This is a genomic window from Asticcacaulis sp. AC402 (assembly GCF_000495835.1).
GTDB lineage: Bacteria > Pseudomonadota > Alphaproteobacteria > Caulobacterales > Caulobacteraceae > Asticcacaulis.
In genome coordinates, this window is sequence record NZ_AWGC01000019.1 from 109103 (window position 1) to 130504 (window position 21402).

Sequence of the window (21402 nt, forward strand, 5' to 3'; positions counted from 1 at the left end):
AACGCTGCTAACGCCGGTCTGGGTTTAACTTTAAAATCGGGGAACCGAAGTGGATCACATCACTTCTGCCCTGGACCTGGTCCGCAAGCAGCCTCCGGAACGACCCGTCGCCCTCGTGCGCCGTCGTCCCGTTACTACTGCCGCGCATTGGTTCCAGCAGAACTTCAAGGGCGATATCTTTTACGCCGTCAAAGCCAATCCGTCGCCTTGGGTGCTGGAAACCCTTTGGGCCGCTGGTGTGCGCTCGTTCGATGTCGCTTCGTTGAACGAAGTCGAGTTGGTCCGTTCGACCCTGCCGGCCGCGCGCCTGGCGTTCATGCATCCGGTAAAGAGCCGCGTCTCGATCGCCAGGGCCTATTTCGACTTCGGCGTCCGCACGTTCAGCCTCGATACCCACGAAGAGCTGCGCAAGATCCTCGACGCCACCGGCGGTGCCCGCGACCTGAACCTCATTGTGCGCCTGGCGACGTCAGGCGAAGGTTCCAACCTGCCCTTGACCAACAAGTTTGGCATCCAGGCCCACGATGCCCCGTCGCTGCTGATGGCCGCCCGCCAGGCGACCCAGGACCTGATGGGCGTCAGCTTCCATGTCGGCTCGCAATGCATGCGCCCGACTGCCTACGCTGCCGCCATGGCTGCCGCCTCGCGCGCCCTGGTCCGCGCCGGCGTGTTCGCTGACGTCGTCGATATCGGCGGCGGCTTCCCGTCGGTCTATCCCGGCATGGTGCCCCCGGCCCTGTCGGAATACATGGACGTTATCAACCGCGCCTTCGACGAGATGAAGGTGCATGAGGAAACCCAGCTCTGGGCCGAGCCCGGCCGCGCGCTGGTCGCCGAATCGACGTCGGTCCTGACGAAGGTCGAACTGCGCAAGGGCGATGCCCTGTACCTGAACGACGGCTCCTACGGCAATCTGTTCGACGCCACCCATGCCAGGTGGCCCTTCCCGGTGCGCCTTCACCGCCAGGACGAGGCCGAAACCGATACCCTGAAGCCTTTCCGTTTCTATGGCCCGACCTGCGACTCGATCGATTCCATGCCGGGGCCGTTTTGGCTGCCGGACGACGTTAACGAAGGCGACTATGTCGAGATTGGTATGCTGGGCGCCTATGGCGTCACCATGGGCACGCGCTTTAACGGCTATGGCGAAACCGAGACGGTGTTCCTGGATGATGCACCGATGGCGTCGCTGTTCGGCCTGGGTCCGCGCAGCCTGAACAATCCGCGGTCGGCCGCCGATACCTTCGACGACAACAAGGTCGTGCGGTTGAACCGTCCCAAGGGCGGCAAGCGCGGCAAGAAGCGGGTCAAGGCCAAGGCCTGAAGCTAGGAGTCAACCACGAACCCCACGAACAGGCACGAACTTCGGGACGTGCCTGTTTTTGTTTGCCTGCGTAGATATCTCACGACCTTGTGTCCCGGTGAGCATTGCTGCTGCCTTTTTCTGACCGGCCAGGCGACTTAAGACTAGGGGCAACCCACAGAAGGAGACCCCCATGTCCTATATCGACGGTTTTTTGCTCGCTGTACCAAACGGGAACAAGGAGAAATACATTGAAAGCTCCAAGGCTTTCGCGACTTACGTAAAGACCCATGGCGCGCTCAGCGTGCACGAGTACTGGGGCGACGACGTCCCCGACGGCAAGCTGACGTCGTTTCCCATGGCCGTAAAGCTGGAACCGGGCGAAACCGTGGTGTTTTCCTGGATCGAATGGCCGGACAAGGCGACCCGCGATGCGGGCAACAAGAAGATGATGGAAGACCCTGAAATGGCCAATATGGAGATGCCGTTCGACGGCAAGCGTATGATGTATGGCGGTTTCGCGAAGCTGATCGAGGATTGAGCGAGCTCATAGCCGAAGAGAAAAGCCCTCCGGAGCAATCCGGAGGGCTTTTCTCTTCGGCTATCGAACCGGATCAATGAACCGTTTCGAGATATTCCTCGGCCTGTTCGGCCAGAATGGTCATGCCGTCTTCGCTGACGTCGGCAAAACCACCGCGGACCTGAAACACGCGGCGGATGTCGCCGTCCAGGATAACCACCGGACCTTCGGCCAGGGTGGTCATGAACGGGGCATGGTTCGCCAGGACGCCGAATTCGCCTTCGGAGCCCGGCGCAACAACCTGATCGACTTCGCCTTCGAACAGCGTGGCTTCAGGCGTTACCAGCGATACGTGCAGTTTATCAGCCATTACTTGCCTTCGCCCGCCAGGCGTTCAGCCTTGGCGATGGCGTCCTCGATGGTACCCACCATGTAGAAGGCGGCTTCCGGCAAGTGGTCATAGTCGCCGTTGGCGATGCCCTTGAAGCCCTTGATAGTGTCTTCGATCGACATCAGCACGCCCGGCGTGCCGGTAAAGATTTCGGCAACGTGGAAGGGCTGCGACATGAAGCGCTGGATCTTGCGGGCGCGAGCAACGGTCGCCTTGTCCTCTTCCGAGAGTTCGTCCATGCCCAGGATAGCGATGATGTCCTTCAGCGCCTTGTACTGCTGCAGGATTTCCTGAACGCGGGTGGCGGTGTCGTAGTGCTCCTGACCGACAACGCGCGGATCGAGGATACGCGAGGTCGAGTCGAGAGGATCCACGGCCGGATAGATGCCTTGTTCGGCAATTGAGCGCGACAGGACGGTGGTGGCGTCCAGGTGGGCGAAGGAGTTGGCCGGGGCCGGGTCGGTCAGGTCGTCGGCCGGGACGTACACGGCCTGAACCGAGGTTATCGAACCCTTGTTGGTCGAGGTGATGCGTTCCTGCAGACGGCCCATTTCGGTGGCCAGAGTCGGCTGATAGCCCACGGCCGAAGGGATACGGCCCAGCAGGGCGGACACTTCGGAACCCGCCTGGGTAAAGCGGAAGATGTTATCGACGAAGAACAGCACGTCCTTGCCTTCGACGTCGCGGAAATATTCGGCCTGGGCCAGACCGGTCAGGGCGACGCGGGCGCGGGCGCCGGGAGGCTCGTTCATCTGGCCATAGACCAGGGTACAGCGCGAGGTGCCCCCGCCGCCCTTTTGGTTCACGTTCGACTCGATCATTTCGTGATACAGGTCGTTGCCTTCGCGGGTCCGTTCACCGACGCCGGCGAACACCGAGTAACCGCCATAGGCCTTGGCGATGTTGTTGATCAGTTCCTGGATGGTGACGGTCTTGCCAACGCCGGCGCCGCCGAACAGGCCGATCTTGCCGCCCTTGGCGTACGGGCAGATCAGGTCGACAACCTTGATGCCGGTGACCAGCAGTTCTGCCGAGGTCGCCTGGTCGGCGAAGGCCGGGGCATCGGCGTGGATCGAGTTGAAGAAAGTGGTTTCGATCGGGCCGGCTTCGTCGATCGGCTCGCCGATGACGTTCATGATGCGGCCGAGCGTTGCCGGACCAACCGGAACAGTGATCGGCATACCAAGGTCCTTCACAGCCTGACCACGGACCAGGCCTTCAGTGGCGTCCATGGCAATGGTGCGGACGGTGTTTTCCCCCAGATGCTGGGCGACTTCCAGGACCAGGCGCGTGCCTGACGCCGTGTTGGTGGTTTCCAGGGCGTTCAGGATGGCCGGCAAGCCACCGTCGAACTCGACGTCGACGACGGCGCCGATGATCTGGGAGATGCGGCCCGTGGCCACGGAGATTTTTTGCGGAGCGGACATTGGATTTCCTTACAGGGCTTCGGCACCGGAGATGATTTCGATCAACTCCTTGGTAATCTGGGCCTGACGTGAGCGGTTGTACTTCAGGGTCAGCGCGTTGACCATCTCGCCGGCATTGCGCGTGGCGTTGTCCATGGCGCTCATCTGGGCGGCATAGAAGCCGGCATTGTTTTCCAACATCGAGGACAGGATCTGGACCGAGAGGTTGCGCGGCAACAGGACTTCGAGGATTTCCTCTTCTGACGGCTCGTACTCATAGACGGCGCCATGGGTATCCTGAACGATGCTGAGGTCTATATCGGCCGGGATCAGGCGCTTGGCCGTCGGAACCTGGCTGATCACCGACTGGAACCGTGAATAGAACAATGTGACCACATCGGCGCGGCCATCGTTGAACTCTGCGGCGATCTTTTCCGATATCGGTCGGACGACCGCCATGGTCGGGGATTTTGAGCCGGCTTCGTAGGATTCGATGATGCGGTCCGCGAAGGTGCGCTTCAGTTGGTCGCGCGCCTTGCGGCCGATGGTGATGATGCGGACGTCGCGACCCGCCTTCAACTCAGCATTAATGAAGTCGCGGGCGGCGCGGACGATGGCGGTGTTGAAGCCACCCGCCAGGCCACGGTCGCCGGTGGCGACGACGACCAACTGGTTGTGCTGGGAGCCGGTGCCGACCAGCATCGCCGGCGCGCTGTCGCCGATGATGCCTTTGGCCAGATTGGCAATGACCGCCGCCATCTTCTGCGCATAGGGACGGGCGTTCTGAGCCGAGTCCTGCGCTTTGCGCAGCTTGGCGGCCGCCACCATCTGCATCGCTTTCGTGATCTTCTGCGTGGCTTTCACGCTTCCGATCTGATTGCGCATGTCCTTCAAGCTAGCCATGGAGGATTATTCTCTTTCCTGGCTCAGGCGAAGCTGGCGGTAAAGTCGGTGATCACGGCCTTAAGCTTCTCTTCCAGGTCGGCCGACAGGGCTTTCTGGTCGCGAATGGCCGATAGCAGGTCGACATGGCGGGTGCGCAGCAGCGACAAGAGCTCTTTTTCATAGCGGCGGACGTCGCCGACAGCCACCTTGTCCAGGTACCCGCGGGTACCTGCATAAATGACCGCTACCTGCTCTTCGACCTTCAGCGGCGAATACTGCGGCTGCTTCAGCAGTTCCGTCAGACGAGCGCCACGAGCCAGCAGGCGCTGGGTGGCGGCGTCGAGGTCGGAACCGAACTTGGCGAAGGCGGCCATTTCGCGATACTGGGCCAGGTCGCCCTTGATGGCGCCGGCAACCTGTTTCATCGCCTTGATCTGAGCCGACGAGCCAACGCGCGACACCGACAGACCGACGTTCACGGCCGGGCGGATGCCTTGGAAGAAAAGGTCAGTTTCCAGGAAGATCTGGCCGTCGGTAATCGAGATCACGTTGGTCGGGATGTAGGCCGACACGTCGTTGGCCTGGGTTTCGATGATCGGCAGGGCGGTCAGCGAGCCGGAACCATTATCCTCGTTAAGTTTGGCGGCGCGTTCCAGCAGGCGCGAGTGCAGATAGAAGACGTCACCCGGATAGGCTTCGCGGCCTGGCGGACGGCGCAGCAGGAGCGACATCTGACGGTAGGCGACAGCCTGCTTGGACAAGTCATCATAGATGATCAGGGCATGCATACCGTTGTCGCGGAAATATTCGCCCATGGCGCAACCAGCGAACGGCGCCAGGAATTGCAACGGAGCCGGTTCCGAAGCCGTGGCCGAGACGATGATTGTGTAATCCAGCGCGCCGTTTTCTTCCAGCGCCTTGACGATCCGGGCGACCGTTGAGCGCTTCTGGCCAATGGCGACGTAGATGCAGTACAGCTTGGCTTTTTCGTCGTCGCCGGCATTGACCGACTTCTGGTTCAGGATCGCATCGATGGCGACGGCAGTCTTGCCGGTCTGACGGTCACCGATAATCAGTTCGCGCTGGCCGCGTCCGACGGGGATCAGCGTGTCGATGGCCTTGATGCCGGTCTGGACGGGCTCGTGCACCGATTTGCGCGGGATGATGCCCGGCGCCTTGACGTCGACGCGGCGGCGTTCGGTAGCAACGATCGGGCCCTTGCCATCGATCGGCTCTCCCAGCGGGTTGACGACGCGGCCGAGCAGACCCTTACCGACCGGCACGTCGACGATTTCGCCGAGACGGCGAACTTCGTCGCCTTCGCCGATCTCACGGTCTTCACCGAAGATAACGATACCGACATTGTCCTTTTCCAGGTTCAGGGCCATGCCCTTAACACCGGCCTTTGGGAAGAGCACCATTTCACCGGCCTGGACCTTGTCCAGACCGTAGACGCGGGCGATACCGTCACCGACCGACAGGACCTGACCGACGTCCGACACATCGGCTTCCTGGCCGAAACCGGCGATTTGTTGCTTGAGGATGGCCGAGATTTCGGCAGCGTTGATGGCCATGAGTGTTACGCTCTCTTAAGGGCGAATTTGAGGGAGTCGAGTTTGGTCTTCAGCGAAGCGTCGAAGAGACGCGAGCCTAAGCGGACTTTCAGTCCGCCCAGGAGGGCCGGATCTACATGGGTGTTGATCTCGGCGGATTGACCCAAGGCCTGGGCCAGAGTGGTTTTGAGGCTGTCGAGCTGGGCCGCGGTCAGGGGCACGGCCGAGATGACCTCAGCAGTCACGACGCCGTTGTGAAGGGCATAACGCTTGTTGAAGGCGGTGATAACCGGGAACAACTCGCCCAGACGGCCGTTGGCGGCCATAACGCCCAGCAGATTGCTGGTCAAGGCGTTGAAGTTGAGCGACTGAGTGACCGCAGTCAGGGCCGACAGCTTTACGGCTGACTTATAGATCAGGGACGAAACGAAGGTGCGCAACTCAGCGGACGACAGCAGCAGATCCTTCAGTGCCGCCATATCGCCATGCACCTTGTCCAGCACCTTGGTTTCGAGCGCCAGGTCGAAGGCGGCACGGGCATAGCGCTGACCGGCTTCCGTTTCTCGATATTGATCGTTCATCAGGTCCACGTAGGGTTAAAAACGGTCGGGCACGGGAACACCGGCGCATTGAGCAGCGCCTCCCCAGCCTCAGGCCGCGGGCTCCTTAGCATAGGGATTTCTGCACCGCAACCGACGAAGGTCGGCCATTACAAAGATTCGGCCACACCTGGGGTGCGACAAAATATCTCCGGAACGTGGGAAAATTAGTTTCCCCCCGACGCCTTGAGATGTAAGGCAATTCCTTTATGTTTGACGAATTGGCCGCAAAGAGAGACACCGATGGACGCTATACTAGCCCTTCTTAGCGATCCCGCCGCCTGGGCGGCGCTCATCACCCTGGTTATCATGGAGGTGGTGCTGGGGATTGACAATCTGGTCTTCATCTCAATCCTGTCCAACAAACTGCCGGAAAAAGACCGCCAGAGGACTCGCCGCCTGGGTATCGCCCTGGCGCTGATCATGCGCCTGGCGCTGCTGTCACTGATCGGCTTCATTGTGGCCCTTACCACGCCGGTGTTCGACCTGGGCTTTGTCGGTCCGGTCGGCGAACATGGCGAGCCTGTATTCGAAACCGCCTTCTCATGGCGTGACCTGATCCTGATCGCGGGCGGGCTGTTCCTGGTCTGGAAGGCCACCAAGGAGATCCACCACACGGTCGATCCCGCGCCCACCAACGACGTTCTGGACGCCAAGAATGCCGTTATCAACAATGCCGGCACCGCCATCGTCCAGATCATACTGCTGGATCTGGTATTCTCCATCGATTCGATCCTGACCGCCGTTGGTATGACCGACCACGTGCCGATCATGATAACCGCTGTCATTGTCGCCGTTATGGTCATGCTGCTGGCGTCTGACCCGCTGGCTCACTTCATCGAAAAGAACCCGACCGTGGTTATGCTCGCCTTGGGTTTCCTGCTGATGATCGGAACCGTGCTGATCGCCGACGGCTTCGGGGTTCACGTGCCCAAGGGCTATATCTACGCGGCGATGGCCTTCTCGGCCCTGGTCGAGGGGCTGAACATGATGGCCCGCACCGCCAGGAAGCGGGACGCTGAAAAGAAGAAGCTGCACTGATCTTTAAAGCGCAATCCGATAAAGTGGGCGCCACGTTTCGGAATAATTGCGCGACAACACATAAACGCGGAGCGGGGTTTTGATACCATCAAAACTCATCCCCCTCTTGTGCGACAAGGCTTTGGCTTATACCAAGCCTCATAAAGAATGACGCTTGGTATTCGCATTTTTTCAGCTCAAGCGCCCCATGGCTCCTCGCAAAGGCTCGGGCGCCAAAGAACGTTCTTTGGCGGGCTGGTATTACAAGGCAACGCCCGCTTCGATGAGGCGGGCGCATTTGCGTCCGATGACAAGCCTTTAGCCAGATAACGCCGTATTAAGCCTGCTCATGCGATACTGCCTGATCCATTCGCAGAAGGCGAAGTGCATGCACATCGATAACGGCTTCATAGTAAGCGCCTTTCAGCCAAGGCGCACCAAGCCCGCGTTTGACGACGCCCCCAATCCCGCAGCTAAAGCGACCATGGCGCCGCTGGCCCGTGGGATGTCGAACGAAAAGTATCTTGTCCTCAAAAAGGCCGACGACCACCAGAAGGAGTTACAGGCCAAGGTCGGCAAGGTGTTCGACAATGAGCAAATGAAGGCGCAGAACGACCGGAAGAACCGCGTTCGGCAGAAACTCGAAAAACTCGTGGAACACCTGAAGATCCTGCGGAAGCTCTTTTCGGGAAATCCCAAAGAGATGGCGCGCGCCCTGACACAGGTCTTCAAGGACCTGAAGGCGGCACTCAAGGAGTTCAAGGACGCCACCAAGGGCCAGATGGATCTCAGTTTTTCGGCGTCAGCGGCTGTGGTTGCGCCGCCGGCAAATGTCCCTGCCGGTGCCACGACCACCGCGGCGGCGGAGTCGGTGGCGAAAGACGCAGAGGACGAGGCTGGCGAGAGGGCTGGCGAGGCCCAGGCTACATTCGAATCGGCAGACACCGCGGCCGAGACCCCTGCGGCAGCGACTGCAGGCGTGACGGAAGCGTTCAAGGGTACGGTGACGCATGACGAACTGGTTGGGGCGGTGCGTCGGGAGATCGGTCGCGATGGCCTGCAATTCATCAAGGAACTCAAGGGCATACTCGCCTATATTGACGAGAAGATGCTGACGCCGGCACGTCTTCAGAAAAAAACCCAAAAGCCGAACGAAGACATGGACAAGGTCTTCGAGGCGATGGACAAGGAACTGAAAGAGCTCCGCAAAGAGATGCAGGATATGGAGCGCGACCTGAAACAGGGGGTCGCACAGACGGGTACGGTGCTGGACATTACGGCGTAAGGCAAGATTCCCCACTCTACGTACTTCACGGGGAGAGGGGACAAAAGGAAGATTCGCCACTTACGCGTCGGCATAGATCTCGGTTTTCGCAGTGGTTTCCGACGACACGTTGCCTCTATACATACCCGAAACTTTCAGCGCGAAGCCCACATTGCCATCCTTGTCCATGCTGATCAGGTCGCCGCCGCCAGGTGACCCTGCTGATCCAGGGCAACGGCCCCAACCGTGCCGTTTTTATGCGTGTCATCGATGCCCGACAGACCCTGTGACGCCTTCCAGGTGAGGTAATACCAACCCGCGAAAATCTTGACTCATCGTGGGTTGGCAAGCGCGACTGCGCGCCCGAGCTTTTGCGAGGAGCCATGCGGCGCTTGAGCTGAAAAAATGCGAATACCAAGCGTCATTCTTTATGAGGCTTGGTATAAGCTTGCCAACGGACCTCGGTGCGGAAAAAGGACGGACCCACCTGTTCGAGCCCAGGTTCGGCGGCATACTGGTCCGCTCCCTGACCTGTAAAAAGAACATGGCGCGAGGTGTCCATGATCGAGGCGTCGAGATAGTTCTTGCCGTCGGCGGCGAACACCGCGCCGCGCCCTGCATTGAACAGCGGATTGTCTTCCAACACCTTGACAGTGGCTTCGACGGCATCAACCGCTGAAGCGCCACGTTCCCGCACCGCCTGGCCGGCTGCGAGTGCTTTTTTGAGCCCCTGCCGGTATTGCGCTCTTTTTCCGGCGTCAGGCTGTCGCGGTCGATGAAACCGGCGCCGCCATGGATGGCCAGAGACCATTTTCCGGTTTGAGCCTGGGCGGGAACAGCGCACATCAGCGCAAGTGCGAGACAGGCAATCCGGTGCGTGAGCATCTACGTGACAAACCCCCGAATCTCGAGACAGTATCCCCAGCGAAGGAAACAAATAATGACACCTATCGAAATCCTGGCCGCCTATGCCCGTCGTTACCCCGAAGAATCCGCCATGGCGCAAAAAAGCTGCGACCTGCTGCTGCAAGCTTCGGACATGCTGGCACGGTCCAGCGCGCCCGCCCACGTCACCGCGTCGGTGCTGATCCCGCAGGGCGACAGCTTGCTCACCATATGGCACCCCTACCTGAAACAGTGGCTGCAGCCCGGCGGCCATATCGACGCCCGCGAAGCTGTCCTGACCGCAGCCCTGCGCGAGGCACGTGAGGAAACCGGCCTTGTCTGCGAGCTGATGCAGGACAGCGAACTGCCCTACGATATCGACTGCCTTTTCGTGCCGGCCAATGCCAAGAAGAGTGAGCCAGACCACTGGCACATCGATTTCCGCTACCTTATGCGTGCCGTTGGCCGGGCCGACGCGCCCGAACTGCCCACTTCATGGGTGCCGTTTATCCATTTAGGCGATATGACGCCGTCCCTGGCAAGGCTGGCCCGAAAAATGCAGCAGGGCTTTGCATCACATTGTAATTGATCGTATCGTAAACAATTGGCAGCCTTATCGGGTTAATGGTAGCTGTGAATGTAACTGTAACCGAGTTCAACACCCCAAATGCTCTACTCCATGCACGAGTACGCCTATTACGCCGCTTCTCCGCTTCGGGCCATGGCCCAGCTGACGCGCGATTTCTGGGGGTCCAAGCTTAATCCGGCCGCCGACACTGCTGTAGGGCGCACCCTGTATGCGTCCGCCGAGCTGTTCAGCAATGTCACCCGCCGCTATGGCAAGCCTGAATGGAACCTGGACAGTATCGAGATCAATGGTCATCCCGTGCGAGTCTCTGTGATCGAAGACTGGGACAGTCCGTGGTGCCGGCTCCTGCGTTTCCAGCGCGATCCGTCGGACCTGCGGCGCGCCAAGAAAAAGACCGTCGGACCCGCCGTGCTGATCGTTGCACCGCTTTCTGGCCACTATGCCAGCCTCTTGCGCGGCACGGTGCAGGAATTCCTGCTCGACCACGACGTCTATATCACCGACTGGGCCAATGCCCGTCAGGTGCCGGTGCTGGAAGGCCGATTCGACTTCTACTCATACATCGACCATATCATGGAGATGCTAAAGGTGATCGGCGCGCGTTGTCACGTCGTGGCAGTGTGCCAGCCCGGGCCGCCTGTCCTGGCTGCGGCCTGCCTTATGGCTGAAGACAACAATCCGCACCGCCCGGCTTCCATGACCTTCATGGGTTCGCCGATTGACGCTCGCTTCAATCCGACGGTGACCAACAACCTGGCTCAGGAAAAACCGTTCACCTGGTTCCGGTCGAACATGATTCACACCGTCCCTCCCCCCTATCCCGGAGTCGGTCGGCGCGTCTATCCCGGCTTTGTGCAGCTTTACAGCTTCATGAGCATGAATGAAGCGCGCCACACCGACGCCCATTGGGAATATTTCAACTCCCTGGTTGCCAATGATGGCGACGGCACGCAAAAGCACCTTGAGTTTTATGACGAATACCTGTCGGTTCTGGACCTGACGGAGGAATTCTATCTGCAAACGATCAACCTGGTGTTCCAGACGTTTGCCCTGCCCAAGGGAGAGCTGGTTCATCGCGGCCGCAAGGTCGACTGCACGGCCATCACCGACATCGCCCTGATGACGGTCGAGGGCGAAAAGGACGATATATCCGGCGTCGGCCAGACCCAGGCCGCCCACGGCATGTGCCCGAACATTCCGGACGGGATGAAGGAACTGTATGTCCAGAAGGGCGCCGGGCACTATGGTGTCTTCAACGGCCGCCGCTTCCGCGAAGACATCTATCCGCGCATCCGCGACTTTATTGCTCAGAATGACCGCGTGGCTTAAGCCATCCTTTAAAGACGGCGATACGCTCGACTTCGGCCCGTACCGCGTGCGGCTGGCTGTCAACCCGCGCGCCCGCGGCGTCAAGGTGCGCATTGACAGGTTGGGAAATGTCGTCGCCACGGCCGGAAAACCCGGCAAGCTGGCCGACGCGATCGCCTTTACGCGCACCCAGCATGACTGGATCGTCAAACAGCTCGACAAATGCGTCCAGTTAGAGCGGTTCGCTCCGGGGTTGGTTCTGAACGTGGCAGGTCTGTCCGTGACCCTCGCAGAGAAGCCCGGCGTGATTTCGCCGCGCCTGGTTGACGGCCAATTGCTGACCAGCGGCGATGAGGCAACCTATGCCCGCCGCGTCGAACGCTGGCTGCGACAGCAGGCCCTGAAGGCATTGACGCGGGAGACCGATGCCTATGCCCTGAAACTGGGCATAACCAACGTGAAATCATCTCTGTTCGACGCCAAGGGGCGCTGGGGATCATGCACGCCGGGTCGCAAGGCAATTCGCTATTCGTGGCGGGTGATCCTGGCCCCGCCCGCAGTGCTGTCCTATTTGAGCGCCCATGAAGTCGCTCACCTGCGCCATCCTGACCACAGCCCAAGGTTCTGGGCTGAGGTCAAATCGCTGTACGGCGGGGATTACAGGCCGGCACGAGAATGGCTGAAGACCCAGGGCCAGGAACTGTTCAAGTATCAGTAAACTTTGGCCACGAACTCGAAAAAGCGCAATCCGATAAAGTGTGACGCACTTTTCAGAAAAACTGCGTGACAAAAGAACCCTCCGTCACACAGGAGGGTTTTTTTACTGGCTCTCCCGCTGAGCCTCCGAGAAAATTTCGTCCAGCGTTTCGTCCGTCTTGTCCTTCTTAGGTTTCTCTTCCGGGTTCGGAATTGGATCCATGGTCACGACCGGTGGAACATTGTCATTGGCCGGCGGAGCAGAGGTCGCGCCGTTGTCGGCCTGGGTTCCCAGCAGGCTCTTTAGGGCATCCTCTGCCACCTGACCGAAATTGGTCGCCGGCGCCGGGCCAGTGGGGATAGGCGTCACCTGGATACGCTTGAGGGCGCTCGACATGTAGGTCTTCCAGATCGCCGCCGGGGTACCGCCACCGGTGACCTTGCCCTTCATCGTCGTGTTGTCGTCTCGGCCGACCCAAACCACCGTCACGAAGTTGCCGGTATAGCCAGCGAACCAGGCGTCACGGTAATCACTGGTGGTCCCGGTCTTGCCGGCCAGATCGTAGCCGGCGATCTGGGCGCCGCTACCGGTGCCACGCGTCAGGACACCGCGCATCATCTGGTTCATGTTTTGCAGCGCTGGATTAGCAATGACCCTGGCCCGGTTTTCCAGCTTGTACTGGTACAACACCTTGCCAGATTTTGTCCGTATGCGAACTATACCGTAGGCGCCCGATCGGATACCGCCATTGGCGAAGGGGGCATAGGCCTGGGCCATCTCGATCGGGGTGACATCAGCTGTGCCCAGCGCCATGGCCGGATCAGTGTTCAACTTGGAAACAATCCCCAACCGGCGGGCCGTGGCGGCGACATTGCTGCGACCGACGTCGTTGGCCAGGCGCGCCGCCACTGTATTGACCGACTCGGCCAGAGCATATTGCAGGTCGATCAGACCAAGGTACTTCTTGGTGTAGTTCTCAGGTGCCCAATCGCCGATGCTATAAGCTTCGTCGACCACCGGTGTGTTCGGCTGATAACCCTGCTCCATGGCGGTGAGGTAAACAAAGGGCTTGAACGAAGAGCCGGCCTGGCGGTGGGCGTCGACGGCGCGGTTGAACTGCGAGTCCGCGTAAGACACACCGCCGATCATGGCGCGGATACGGCCGTCGCCGTCTACCGAGACAAGGGCAGCCTGCTGGACGCCCTTCTTGGCATCACGGGCCATAATGGTCTTGATGGCGCGTTCGGCGTCGGTCTGAATCGGCAGGTCCAGGGTCGTTTCGACGATCAGGTCCTCGGTATTCTTCGGATCGATATAGCTACGCACCTGTCCGTCAAGATAGTCGACGAAGTACTGGGCATGGGCGTTGGCCAGAGTCTTGGAGACACTGATCGGTTTGGACAAGGCTTCGCCTCGCTCTTGCGGGGTAATAACCCTTGCGTCGACCATCTCGTTCAAAACAATCATGGCGCGTTTCGCGGCGCGTTCCTGGTCCGACAGCGGCGAGTAGGAAGATGGACCCTTCATCATGCCTGCCAAGGTAGCAGCCTCGGCAACGGTCAGGGCCTTGGCGGCCTTGTTGAAATAGCGTTGCGATGCTGCCTCAATACCGTAGGCGCCGGCGCCAAAATAGACACGGTTGAGATAAAGTCCCAGGATTTCTTTCTTGGTAAACTTGTACTCCAGCCAAAAGGACAGCATCAGTTCCTGGACCTTGCGCTTCAGGTTCTGGTCGGCCGACAGGAACAGGTTGCGCGCTAGCTGTTGCGTGATGGTCGAACCGCCGGCCAGGTTGGCGCCTTTCTTCTTGCTCAAATTGCGGAACAGGGCGCGGGTAATGCCGACCGGATCGAAGCCCGGATGCTGGAAGAAGCGGCGATCCTCGATGGCGACAAAGGCCAGGGGCACATAGTCGGGCAGCGCATCGATATCGACCGGCGGGGCGTATTGTGATCCCCGCACCGCGATCAAGGCGCCGGAACGATCGAGGTAGGTAACTGAGGGCTGGCGATTGGTCTGATACAGGTTGGACGTATCTGGCAGGTCTATGGCCATGACCGCCAGGAAGGCGATGCCAAATATGACACTCCAAATCACGCCGATCGTCGCCCAATAGAAGATGGCCTGAAACGGCGATCGCCGGCCGCCTGATGTCTTGCCCCCAGACGGGGCCTTACCCTTCGCCATAAAATCCTTACTCCCGGCCACGCGTCCGCGCAGCCCCATAGCGCCCAAGCGAAGTTATAGCCGCTGACTGCGGCTCTGTCGCGTGAAACCTTGTGAAAGCCCCAATGTGCACTCAACGGCATCAATTGGGCAAAATTATGGGTTAATTTCGCGACAGTGCGATGAAGCTAACCCGTCTGGGGCAGGACGGCCGGGATTTCGGCCTTTCGCGACTTCAGCCTCTGGCCGACGCTGACAATGGCCTTGAGTGCCGGAACCAGCTCTGCTCCCAAGTCAGTCAGGGCGTATTCAACCGATGGCGGCGAGGTCGGCATGACCGTACGGGTGATAACGCCCTTGTCCTCCATGTCCTTCAGCCTCGCGCTTAACATCTTGGCCGAGATCAGCGCCATGTCAGACTTTAGTTCACCGAAGCGGCGTGGTCCGCCGCTCAGATACCAGATGACATTCGGCGTCCAGGCACCACCCAGCAGCACCATGCATTCACCGACAGCGCACAGCGGCGGAGGTGGCTCGGCTCTGTTTTTCCTCAGTTTTAAGACCATGACCTGGAAACCTGCTTACCGAATGGTAACCCGATTCTTAAGTAACATAAAGTAATCTAATTTACAAACGTAACTCGTGTGGCCATGTTGACGGCCTCTGCCCAACAGGAGGTTATACTATGAAACTGTTCTACGCCCCGGGCGCCTGCTCGCTGTCACCCCACATCGCCCTGCGCGAAGCAGGTCTCGACTTTCAGCTCGAAAAGGTCGATCCCGCTGCGGGTACCACCGAAAGCGGCCTGGCTTACGCCACCATCAACGCCAAGGGCTATGTCCCGGCGCTTCAACTGGGTGACGGCCAGGTCCTGACCGAAGGCGCCGCTATCGTCCAGTACATCGCCGATCTGGCGCCGGACTCCGGTTTAGCGCCCGCGCCGGGCTCCCTGGCGCGCACGCGCGTTCAGGAGCACCTCAACTACCTCGCCTCCGAAGTGCACAAGGCGTTCAGCCCGCTGTTCCGCAGCACCACCAGCGAAGACGGCCGTGAGACGGCCCGCGCCAATGTGCGGCACCAGCTGGACTTTATCGAGCAGACCCTGAACGATGGCCGCGCCTTTCTGGCTGGCGACACCTTCTCCGTGGCCGACGCCTATCTGTTCGTCGTCGCCACCTGGACCAAGCCGACGGGCATTGGACTCGACACCTGGCCAAACCTGAAGGGCTTCGTCGAGCGGATGGCCCTGCGCCCGACTGTCCAGGCTGCCTTGCAGGCCGAAGGTTTGGCGGCATGAGCCAGGCGGAGGTCGAGACCGTCCTGCTGCGCTATTTCGACGGCCTTTATCACAGCGACGCCGCCATGTTGTGTCAGGTTTTCCATCCGAAAGCGCACTATGTCTGCGCCACGGACGAAGACCTGGTCCATCTCGACATGGCGGCGTATCTTCCCATCGTCGCGGCACGGCCCTCCCCGGCCAGCCGCGGCGATGTTCGCGCCGATCGGATCGTGAGCATCGATTTCGCCGGGCCGAATACGGCGCGGGCGCTGGTCGAATGCGCCATCGCGCCCAAGGTTTTCAGCGATTTTCTCACCCTGATCCGCACCGGAGGCCGGTGGCAAATCATGTCGAAGGTCTTTCATTACCAACTGAGGAGCAGGTAGACTTAGATTTTGTCGCGCTTTTTAACCAAAAAGTGCGTCACACTTTTTGGAAAGCGTTTGGAATGCCCTACGTCAATATCAAAGTCACTCGCGAAGGCGTCACGCCCGAGCAGAAATCTGCCCTGATCAAGGGCGCTACCGATCTGCTGGTCGAGGTGTTGGGCAAGAACCCGGCGACCACCTTCGTGGTCATCGACGAGGTTGAGATCGACAATTGGGGCATTGCCGGCGAGCCCGTCAGCGAACGCCGCAAGAAGGGACAATGAGATGAACGCTGGATACGCCGTCTGGGCTTTTGCGGCTGGCGCCCTTATCCCCGTCATGGCCGCCATCAGCGGGACCCTGGCGCGTTCGACGGGGAATCCCGTGCTGGCCGTCGTGGTGTTGTTCGTCGTCGGCCTGATCGCGTCCGCCGCCGTCCTGCTGGCCACCGGCACGCAAGGGATCGCCACCCTGCCGACGCTGCCGCCGTGGCTGTTTACCGGCGGACTGATCATCGCCTTTTACGGCCTGAGCGTCGCCGTCCTGACGCCGCGGTTCGGGGTCGGCAACACCATCCTGTTCATCGTCGCCGCCCAGATCGTTACCAGCACCGCGATCGACCATTTCGGCTTGTTCGGCGCGGCGGTGAAGCCGGTCAACCTTGTCCGACTGACGGGACTGGCGGTGCTTGTGGTCGGCGTCGCCATAACCCAGCTGGCAGCAAAAAGCCCAGCTGCCGCACAATGACGATTCACATCCGGAGCGATCTCGTTTAGGTTAAGGCCATGTCCTTGCTTGAACGAGCGCCTGATCTGGCTGCCGCCAACGAAATCCTCCATCGCGTCTTCGGCTACGAACAGTTCCGCGGCAAGCAGGCGGAGGTGATTTCCGCCGTCCTGGCCGGGCGCGACGTCCTGGCCGTTCTGCCGACCGGTGGCGGCAAGAGCCTGTGCTACCAGATCCCGGCCCTCCTTCGGCCAGGCTTCGGTCTGGTGATATCGCCGCTGATCGCGCTGATGAGCGACCAGGTCAATGCCTTGCTGGCACGCGGCGTCAAAGCGGCCAAGCTCGACTCGACTCAGGACCTGAACCAGCGCGGCGATATCTGGGACGCCGCCCGCACCGGTGAGCTGGACCTGCTGTACCTGTCACCCGAAGCCCTCGCCTCGCCGTTCGTGCGCGACAAGCTGAGCCGGCTGCCGGTCAATCTCGTCGCCATCGATGAAGCCCACTGCATCAGCCAGTGGGGTCACGATTTCCGGCCGGAATACCGCGCCCTGGGCCAGGTTAAGGCGCTGTTCCCGGATGTCCCGGCCATGGCGCTGACGGCCACCGCCGACCACGTTACGCGCGCCGACATCTGTGCCGCCCTGCATCTCGACAATCCGGTCGAGGTCGTCGCCGGCTTCGACCGGCCGAACCTGTCGCTGCGCTTCGTTCGCCGCAAGGGTGCGGTCCTGAAAGAGATTTCCGCCCTGCTGCAACGGCAGAAGGGCGCCTCTGGCATCATCTATTGCGGGTCGCGCGACGGCACCGAAAAGCTGGCGCGTGCCCTGACCTTAGAAGGCTTTTCGGCCACCGCCTATCACGCCGGCCTGTCCGCCACTATCCGCGAGGACCGACTGAAGGCCTTTATGACCGGAAAGGCCAAGATCATGGTGGCAACGATTGCCTTCGGCATGGGTATCAACAAGGCCGATGTCCGCTTCGTCATCCACGCCGACCCGCCGTCCTCGATGGAGGCCTACTGGCAGGAGGTTGGCCGCGCCGGCCGGGACGGCCTGCCGGCTTCGGGCGTCTGTTTCTATGCGCCGGGCGACCTCGGTTGGGCCGTCCGCCGACTGACATTGCGTGAGAACGAGGGCGCCGCAGAACAGAGCGTCCAGAAGCAGAAAGCACGGGACTTCTTTGCGACCGTATTGGGTCCGGACTGCCGGCGCCAGGCGGTAAAGCGCTATTTCGGCGAAGAGGCCGGTGGGACATGTGGAAGCTGCGACAACTGCCTGTCACGCGGGCGGCTGACCGACGTCACCGAACCGGCGCAGATGCTGATGTCGGCCCTGTATCGCCTCAACGGGCCCCGCGGCCGCAAGAAACTGGTCGAGCATGTCCTGGGAAAGACAGACAAGCCTGACTACACCACACGAATCAAGACCTTCGGCATCGCCAAAGGGCAGTACGATGCGGCGCTGCTGACGCACGTGTTGGATCAGTGCGAAGCCGCCGGCGTAATCGCCGAGGAGCTCTACGACGGCAAGATGCCGATTGTGGCCTTGCGCGATTCCGACCTGTTGAAACAGCTATTCAAGGGCGATCTGAAACTGGCGGCGAAGATCTGACGTTCTACCCTCCGCCACAAATCCGCCATCGCTTGGCAGCCAAAACGCCGTTATTCAAACATAAGCAAGCCGCAAACCGGGTGTTCTGTGATAGCGGGGGCGATGACGCCTCCTGCCTTTCTGAGGAAGCCCACCATGCGTAAAACCCTTGTGCTCGCCGCGCTGTTCCTGCTGGCGCTGGTCCCAGCCACCGTCCGGGCCCACACCGTCAAGGCGCAAAGCGTATCCACCTATATCCTGCTCGACCGGACCGGCTCCATGTCGCCGATCTGGGACGAGGCCCTGACCTCGGTCAATGCCTATGCCGTTGACCTGGGCAAGGAGACGCCCGAAGACGCCGGGCTGAAGACCTCGATTACACTGGCGGTGTTCGACCATCAGGGCGGCCTGCAATTCGATGTCCTGCGCAACCATGTCGTTCCGGCACAGTGGCGCAACCTGACCTCCACCGAGGCCAGCCCGCGCGGTATGACACCGCTGTATGACGCCATCGGCCGGATGGTCGCTCTGGCCGAGAAGGACAGTCCCAAACAGGCGGTCATCGTGATTATGACCGACGGTGAGGAAAACTCGAGTACCGAGTTCAACCAGGGTGCGGCAAAGGCAGCTCTGGACCGGGCGCGGGCACGCGGCTGGGAAGTGGTTTTTCTGGGTGCGGAATTCGCCAAGTTTTCGGACGCCGGCGCCATGGGCGTGGACGCCAGCCAGACTATGGCGGTGAGCAAGGACGGCATGACCTCAACCATGCAAAACCTTGCGAAGAAGAACCGCAGCTACGGCCAGTCAGAAGGCAAGGCCAAGGTGGTCTTCGACGACAAGGACCGCGCCACGGCCAATGAAGAAGAGGTCAAGAACAAACAGCAGTAGGTCAGTTGTCGTTATCGAAGATGGCCGCGAGATTGCGGGCTCCGTGGAGAATACGTTCAATACGGAGCTCACCCGGGTAAATTCGGTAGAAAATCAGATAATTGCCGAAGGGCACGACCCTCAGCCCCTGTCGCAGATCATCTCGTGGACTTCCACCATTTGGAGCATCGAGAAGCCTGAAACATCGAGCCCGGATCTCATCGATGTACGTGAACGCCCGAGCCGGACTATCGGTCGCAATGAAGTCGGCTATGTCCTCAAGATCGCGATCGGAACTCGGCGAAAAGCCGAGCCTCACTGCGTCTTCTCCGCATCCATCATGGCCTGATATTTGGCTTTCAGGCGATCGAAGACCTCTTCCGCAGGAATGCTGGGACCGCTGTTGATACCTTCGTCTATGGCCTTGCGTAACGCCTCTAACTCGACCTCGCGGCGGCTTTCCCGTTCCTCGATGATGCGCAAACCATCGCGCAGAATTTCACTCTTCGAGTTGTAACGTCCCGACTGGATCAAGCGATCCATCATCGTCTCAAAGTGCGCGCCTAAGGCATAGCTGCTGGGCATGACGATCTCCAAAAGAAAAGCGGTCTATGATAATAATTATCATAGACCGCGTCTCGTTTCAAACCTGCCCCGCTACTTCAGCGGCAGGAACACGTCCGCGACCGCTTCATGTTGCGGCACTTCCGGGTAAAAGCTCAACCGCTGGCCATAGATCGGAAAATCGCGCGCTTCCTCGCCGCTGGCCGGAAGCCACTGGCGATAAAGGTAAAGCGCGGCCGGCTCCAGATTGTCGGTATTGCCGACGACGCGCAACACCGCGCAGCGTCCGCCGGGGATCTCACCGGCCCTGACCTGCTGGTCGCCGGCCACGATCGGCTGGTCGGTCCCGTCGCAAAGGTCGATTCTGTACTCCGCCGGTGACGCCGGGCGCCGCTCCGAACGCCACACAGTAAAGGTCGGATTCGTTTTGGGCGGCAGGTTGGCGGCCTTGCGCCAGGCGATGAAGCGCTGGATCGTCGCGCCCAGCGTCGCCGGGTCGCCGCGGTGCTCCATGATCGCCACGGGCGTTGCGGGCACATCGCGGATCGTCACGTCATTAGGGGTAAAAGGTCGTCTGCATGAGTTTGCTCCTGGCTTTGTCGAGAGGCCCAAGGGCCGCATGCCAAAGCTCCCAGTCGGGAGATTTACGGAATCCAGACGGCGATTGCCCGAACCTTTGCCGAAAGGCGCGGGCAAAGGCATCCGGGGCGTCGTAGCCGGCATCCATCGCAATGTCCGTGACGCTTTGGGCGTCGGTATAGGCCAGCTGATGCGAAGCCCGCTTCATCCGGATTAACTGGATATAGCTATGGACGGACACCCCAAACGTCGCCGAAAACTGCCGGTGAAAATGGAACTTCGAAAAGGCCGCAACGCCGCTGACGGTGTCCAGGTCGAGATCACCGTCAAGATGCCGCTCTATGTAGTCCAGCACCCGTTGCATTCTGGCATGGTAGTTGTGAAGCGCCGCCGTCATCGTTTTCCTCCGTGGCGCAACCATTTAGGCGTTCAGGACCACAGAGCGCTCGACCGATCTTGCGGTTTGGCTATATGAGCGGACGCAGCCCGGCCAGCACCTCTTCGCGATCATCCGGTGAAATCGGGCCGATACCGATACAGGTCAGGGTCGGCCCTTCGAACACGGTAAACCCGGCATCGATCACCTTGGTCACGCCCGTCCTATCGCGGTAGGCCTCCAAAAGCCGGTCGAACCAGGCTTCGTCAGCACCATCCTCGTCCTTGGGCATCAGCGCGATCTTGAAGGCCCGCGGCCCCTTGCGGTAGGCGGCCGCCAGCTCGGGATGCCGGGCATGCGCATCCCACCAGGCGTGCAGGTAGGCATGCCCGGCCTGGGCCGCCAGCTTGCCGCGGTTGCCCTTCATTCCCTTTACCGCCGCCGGCGAGAAGACGGCGTACATTT

General features: G+C 60.4%; 26 protein-coding genes. 13 read left to right on the forward strand and 13 right to left on the reverse strand.

The features are described from left to right. The first annotated feature begins 49 nt into the window (after positions 1–49). Together ABAC402_RS32475 and ABAC402_RS32480 are read left to right on the forward strand one after the other, a co-directional pair. Entirely contained in the window at positions 50–1324 is a 1275-nt protein-coding gene (locus tag ABAC402_RS32475) for a type III PLP-dependent enzyme (protein WP_023449988.1), read from the forward strand. Positions 1325–1496: 172 nt separating this feature from the next. Further along, complete coding sequence (locus tag ABAC402_RS32480; protein ID WP_023449989.1) at positions 1497–1844, forward strand: DUF1428 domain-containing protein; 348 nt, start codon at positions 1497–1499, stop codon at positions 1842–1844. A 73-nt stretch (positions 1845–1917) separates the two neighbouring features. Here ABAC402_RS32480 and ABAC402_RS32485 read toward each other — a convergent pair whose 3' ends face one another. The 5 genes from ABAC402_RS32485 to atpH are packed head-to-tail and all read right to left on the reverse strand — an operon-like array spanning position 1918 to position 6639. Further along, positions 1918–2193, reverse strand: a complete 276-nt coding sequence (locus ABAC402_RS32485; RefSeq protein ID WP_023449990.1) for an ATP synthase F1 subunit epsilon — start codon at positions 2191–2193, stop codon at positions 1918–1920. Then, entirely contained in the window at positions 2193–3641 is a 1449-nt protein-coding gene (atpD, locus tag ABAC402_RS32490) for a F0F1 ATP synthase subunit beta (protein WP_023449991.1), read from the reverse strand. Before atpD ends, ABAC402_RS32485 begins: the two co-directional genes overlap by 1 nt. Before the next feature lie 9 nt (positions 3642–3650). Next, positions 3651–4523, reverse strand: coding sequence for a F0F1 ATP synthase subunit gamma (locus tag ABAC402_RS32495; RefSeq protein WP_031235695.1), 873 nt, complete (start codon positions 4521–4523; stop codon positions 3651–3653). A 23-nt stretch (positions 4524–4546) separates the two neighbouring features. Next, positions 4547–6079 carry a F0F1 ATP synthase subunit alpha gene (atpA, locus tag ABAC402_RS32500; protein ID WP_023449993.1) on the reverse strand — a complete coding sequence of 511 codons (1533 nt, stop codon included), beginning with the start codon at positions 6077–6079 and terminating at the stop codon, positions 4547–4549. A gap of 5 nt (positions 6080–6084) precedes the next feature. Continuing rightward, on the reverse strand, positions 6085–6639 hold the full coding sequence (gene atpH, locus ABAC402_RS32505) for an ATP synthase F1 subunit delta (protein ID WP_031235696.1): 555 nt from the start codon (positions 6637–6639) through the stop codon (positions 6085–6087). A gap of 261 nt (positions 6640–6900) precedes the next feature. On the opposite strand from atpH, the gene ABAC402_RS32510 reads away from it, so the two are divergent. Together ABAC402_RS32510 and ABAC402_RS32515 are read left to right on the forward strand one after the other, a co-directional pair. Then, positions 6901–7698, forward strand: coding sequence for a TerC family protein (locus tag ABAC402_RS32510; protein ID WP_023449995.1), 798 nt, complete (start codon positions 6901–6903; stop codon positions 7696–7698). A 367-nt stretch (positions 7699–8065) separates the two neighbouring features. Next, positions 8066–8962: a hypothetical protein gene (locus tag ABAC402_RS32515; RefSeq protein ID WP_031235697.1), complete on the forward strand. Its 897-nt coding sequence runs from the start codon at positions 8066–8068 to the stop codon at positions 8960–8962. 400 nt (positions 8963–9362) lie between these two features. On the opposite strand, the gene ABAC402_RS40710 is transcribed toward ABAC402_RS32515, so the two are convergent. After that, positions 9363–9752, reverse strand: a complete 390-nt coding sequence (locus tag ABAC402_RS40710) for an isoaspartyl peptidase/L-asparaginase (protein ID WP_235079972.1) — start codon at positions 9750–9752, stop codon at positions 9363–9365. A 129-nt stretch (positions 9753–9881) separates the two neighbouring features. On the opposite strand from ABAC402_RS40710, the gene ABAC402_RS0120365 reads away from it, so the two are divergent. The 3 genes from ABAC402_RS0120365 to ABAC402_RS32530 all read left to right on the forward strand — a co-directional run bounded on the left by ABAC402_RS0120365 (position 9882) and on the right by ABAC402_RS32530 (position 12441). Further along, complete coding sequence (locus ABAC402_RS0120365) at positions 9882–10415, forward strand: NUDIX hydrolase (RefSeq protein ID WP_052025324.1); 534 nt, start codon at positions 9882–9884, stop codon at positions 10413–10415. Between the two features lie 78 nt (positions 10416–10493). Continuing rightward, on the forward strand, positions 10494–11744 hold the full coding sequence (locus ABAC402_RS32525; protein ID WP_031235698.1) for a polyhydroxyalkanoate depolymerase: 1251 nt from the start codon (positions 10494–10496) through the stop codon (positions 11742–11744). After that, positions 11728–12441 (forward strand): M48 family metallopeptidase, encoded by a 714-nt coding sequence (locus ABAC402_RS32530; RefSeq protein ID WP_023450001.1) that lies wholly within the window; start codon positions 11728–11730, stop codon positions 12439–12441. Before ABAC402_RS32525 ends, ABAC402_RS32530 begins: the two co-directional genes overlap by 17 nt. Before the next feature lie 102 nt (positions 12442–12543). Here ABAC402_RS32530 and ABAC402_RS32535 read toward each other — a convergent pair whose 3' ends face one another. Continuing rightward, positions 12544–14607, reverse strand: a complete 2064-nt coding sequence (locus ABAC402_RS32535; protein WP_023450002.1) for a transglycosylase domain-containing protein — start codon at positions 14605–14607, stop codon at positions 12544–12546. A gap of 167 nt (positions 14608–14774) precedes the next feature. After that, a complete protein-coding gene (locus tag ABAC402_RS32540) occupies positions 14775–15086 on the reverse strand; it encodes a helix-turn-helix domain-containing protein (protein WP_023450003.1) in 312 nt (103 codons plus the stop codon). A 185-nt stretch (positions 15087–15271) separates the two neighbouring features. Between ABAC402_RS32540 and gstA the strand changes: the two genes are divergently transcribed. From gstA to ABAC402_RS32570, 6 genes are all read left to right on the forward strand, one after another. Continuing rightward, entirely contained in the window at positions 15272–15883 is a 612-nt protein-coding gene (gene gstA / locus ABAC402_RS32545; RefSeq protein ID WP_023450004.1) for a glutathione transferase GstA, read from the forward strand. Beyond that, positions 15880–16251, forward strand: a complete 372-nt coding sequence (locus ABAC402_RS32550) for a nuclear transport factor 2 family protein (RefSeq protein ID WP_023450005.1) — start codon at positions 15880–15882, stop codon at positions 16249–16251. Before gstA ends, ABAC402_RS32550 begins: the two co-directional genes overlap by 4 nt. Positions 16252–16313: 62 nt before the next feature. Continuing rightward, positions 16314–16517: a 4-oxalocrotonate tautomerase family protein gene (locus ABAC402_RS32555; RefSeq protein WP_023450006.1), complete on the forward strand. Its 204-nt coding sequence runs from the start codon at positions 16314–16316 to the stop codon at positions 16515–16517. Position 16518: 1 nt separating this feature from the next. Then, a complete protein-coding gene (locus ABAC402_RS32560) occupies positions 16519–16980 on the forward strand; it encodes a DMT family transporter (protein ID WP_023450007.1) in 462 nt (153 codons plus the stop codon). Between the two features lie 38 nt (positions 16981–17018). Next, complete coding sequence (locus tag ABAC402_RS32565; protein ID WP_023450008.1) at positions 17019–18572, forward strand: ATP-dependent DNA helicase RecQ; 1554 nt, start codon at positions 17019–17021, stop codon at positions 18570–18572. 135 nt (positions 18573–18707) lie between these two features. Further along, a complete protein-coding gene (locus ABAC402_RS32570; RefSeq protein ID WP_023450009.1) occupies positions 18708–19439 on the forward strand; it encodes a vWA domain-containing protein in 732 nt (243 codons plus the stop codon). A 1-nt stretch (position 19440) separates the two neighbouring features. On the opposite strand, the gene ABAC402_RS41250 is transcribed toward ABAC402_RS32570, so the two are convergent. From ABAC402_RS41250 to ABAC402_RS0120375, 5 genes are all read right to left on the reverse strand, one after another. After that, a complete protein-coding gene (locus ABAC402_RS41250) occupies positions 19441–19737 on the reverse strand; it encodes a type II toxin-antitoxin system RelE/ParE family toxin (protein ID WP_023450010.1) in 297 nt (98 codons plus the stop codon). Next, positions 19734–20003, reverse strand: a complete 270-nt coding sequence (locus ABAC402_RS32580; protein WP_023450011.1) for a type II toxin-antitoxin system ParD family antitoxin — start codon at positions 20001–20003, stop codon at positions 19734–19736. Before ABAC402_RS32580 ends, ABAC402_RS41250 begins: the two co-directional genes overlap by 4 nt. Positions 20004–20075: 72 nt before the next feature. Continuing rightward, a complete protein-coding gene (locus ABAC402_RS40915; protein WP_235079968.1) occupies positions 20076–20534 on the reverse strand; it encodes a GyrI-like domain-containing protein in 459 nt (152 codons plus the stop codon). Between the two features lie 4 nt (positions 20535–20538). Beyond that, positions 20539–20958: a helix-turn-helix domain-containing protein gene (locus ABAC402_RS40920; RefSeq protein ID WP_235079969.1), complete on the reverse strand. Its 420-nt coding sequence runs from the start codon at positions 20956–20958 to the stop codon at positions 20539–20541. A gap of 70 nt (positions 20959–21028) precedes the next feature. Next, a complete protein-coding gene (locus ABAC402_RS0120375) occupies positions 21029–21400 on the reverse strand; it encodes a peptidyl-tRNA hydrolase (RefSeq protein WP_023450012.1) in 372 nt (123 codons plus the stop codon). Between the last annotated feature and the right edge of the window lie 2 nt (positions 21401–21402).

Coding starts and splice junctions, on each gene's coding strand:
- ABAC402_RS32570 (WP_023450009.1), top strand. CDS start 18,708: ATGCGTAAAACCCTTGTGCTCGCCGCGCTGTTCCTGCTGGCGCTGGTC.
- ABAC402_RS32510 (WP_023449995.1), top strand. CDS start 6,901: ATGGACGCTATACTAGCCCTTCTTAGCGATCCCGCCGCCTGGGCGGCG.
- atpH (WP_031235696.1), bottom strand. CDS start 6,639: ATGAACGATCAATATCGAGAAACGGAAGCCGGTCAGCGCTATGCCCGT.
- ABAC402_RS40920 (WP_235079969.1), bottom strand. CDS start 20,958: ATGACGGCGGCGCTTCACAACTACCATGCCAGAATGCAACGGGTGCTG.
- atpA (WP_023449993.1), bottom strand. CDS start 6,079: ATGGCCATCAACGCTGCCGAAATCTCGGCCATCCTCAAGCAACAAATC.
- ABAC402_RS32535 (WP_023450002.1), bottom strand. CDS start 14,607: ATGGCGAAGGGTAAGGCCCCGTCTGGGGGCAAGACATCAGGCGGCCGG.
- ABAC402_RS32515 (WP_031235697.1), top strand. CDS start 8,066: ATGCACATCGATAACGGCTTCATAGTAAGCGCCTTTCAGCCAAGGCGC.
- ABAC402_RS32560 (WP_023450007.1), top strand. CDS start 16,519: ATGAACGCTGGATACGCCGTCTGGGCTTTTGCGGCTGGCGCCCTTATC.
- ABAC402_RS32540 (WP_023450003.1), bottom strand. CDS start 15,086: ATGGTGCTGCTGGGTGGTGCCTGGACGCCGAATGTCATCTGGTATCTG.
- ABAC402_RS32525 (WP_031235698.1), top strand. CDS start 10,494: ATGCTCTACTCCATGCACGAGTACGCCTATTACGCCGCTTCTCCGCTT.
- ABAC402_RS32550 (WP_023450005.1), top strand. CDS start 15,880: ATGAGCCAGGCGGAGGTCGAGACCGTCCTGCTGCGCTATTTCGACGGC.
- gstA (WP_023450004.1), top strand. CDS start 15,272: ATGAAACTGTTCTACGCCCCGGGCGCCTGCTCGCTGTCACCCCACATC.
- ABAC402_RS40710 (WP_235079972.1), bottom strand. CDS start 9,752: ATGGTCTCTGGCCATCCATGGCGGCGCCGGTTTCATCGACCGCGACAG.
- ABAC402_RS32580 (WP_023450011.1), bottom strand. CDS start 20,003: ATGCCCAGCAGCTATGCCTTAGGCGCGCACTTTGAGACGATGATGGAT.
- ABAC402_RS0120365 (WP_052025324.1), top strand. CDS start 9,882: ATGACACCTATCGAAATCCTGGCCGCCTATGCCCGTCGTTACCCCGAA.
- ABAC402_RS32530 (WP_023450001.1), top strand. CDS start 11,728: ATGACCGCGTGGCTTAAGCCATCCTTTAAAGACGGCGATACGCTCGAC.
- atpD (WP_023449991.1), bottom strand. CDS start 3,641: ATGTCCGCTCCGCAAAAAATCTCCGTGGCCACGGGCCGCATCTCCCAG.
- ABAC402_RS32485 (WP_023449990.1), bottom strand. CDS start 2,193: ATGGCTGATAAACTGCACGTATCGCTGGTAACGCCTGAAGCCACGCTG.
- ABAC402_RS32495 (WP_031235695.1), bottom strand. CDS start 4,523: ATGGCTAGCTTGAAGGACATGCGCAATCAGATCGGAAGCGTGAAAGCC.
- ABAC402_RS32555 (WP_023450006.1), top strand. CDS start 16,314: ATGCCCTACGTCAATATCAAAGTCACTCGCGAAGGCGTCACGCCCGAG.
- ABAC402_RS32565 (WP_023450008.1), top strand. CDS start 17,019: ATGTCCTTGCTTGAACGAGCGCCTGATCTGGCTGCCGCCAACGAAATC.
- ABAC402_RS32480 (WP_023449989.1), top strand. CDS start 1,497: ATGTCCTATATCGACGGTTTTTTGCTCGCTGTACCAAACGGGAACAAG.
- ABAC402_RS0120375 (WP_023450012.1), bottom strand. CDS start 21,400: ATGTACGCCGTCTTCTCGCCGGCGGCGGTAAAGGGAATGAAGGGCAAC.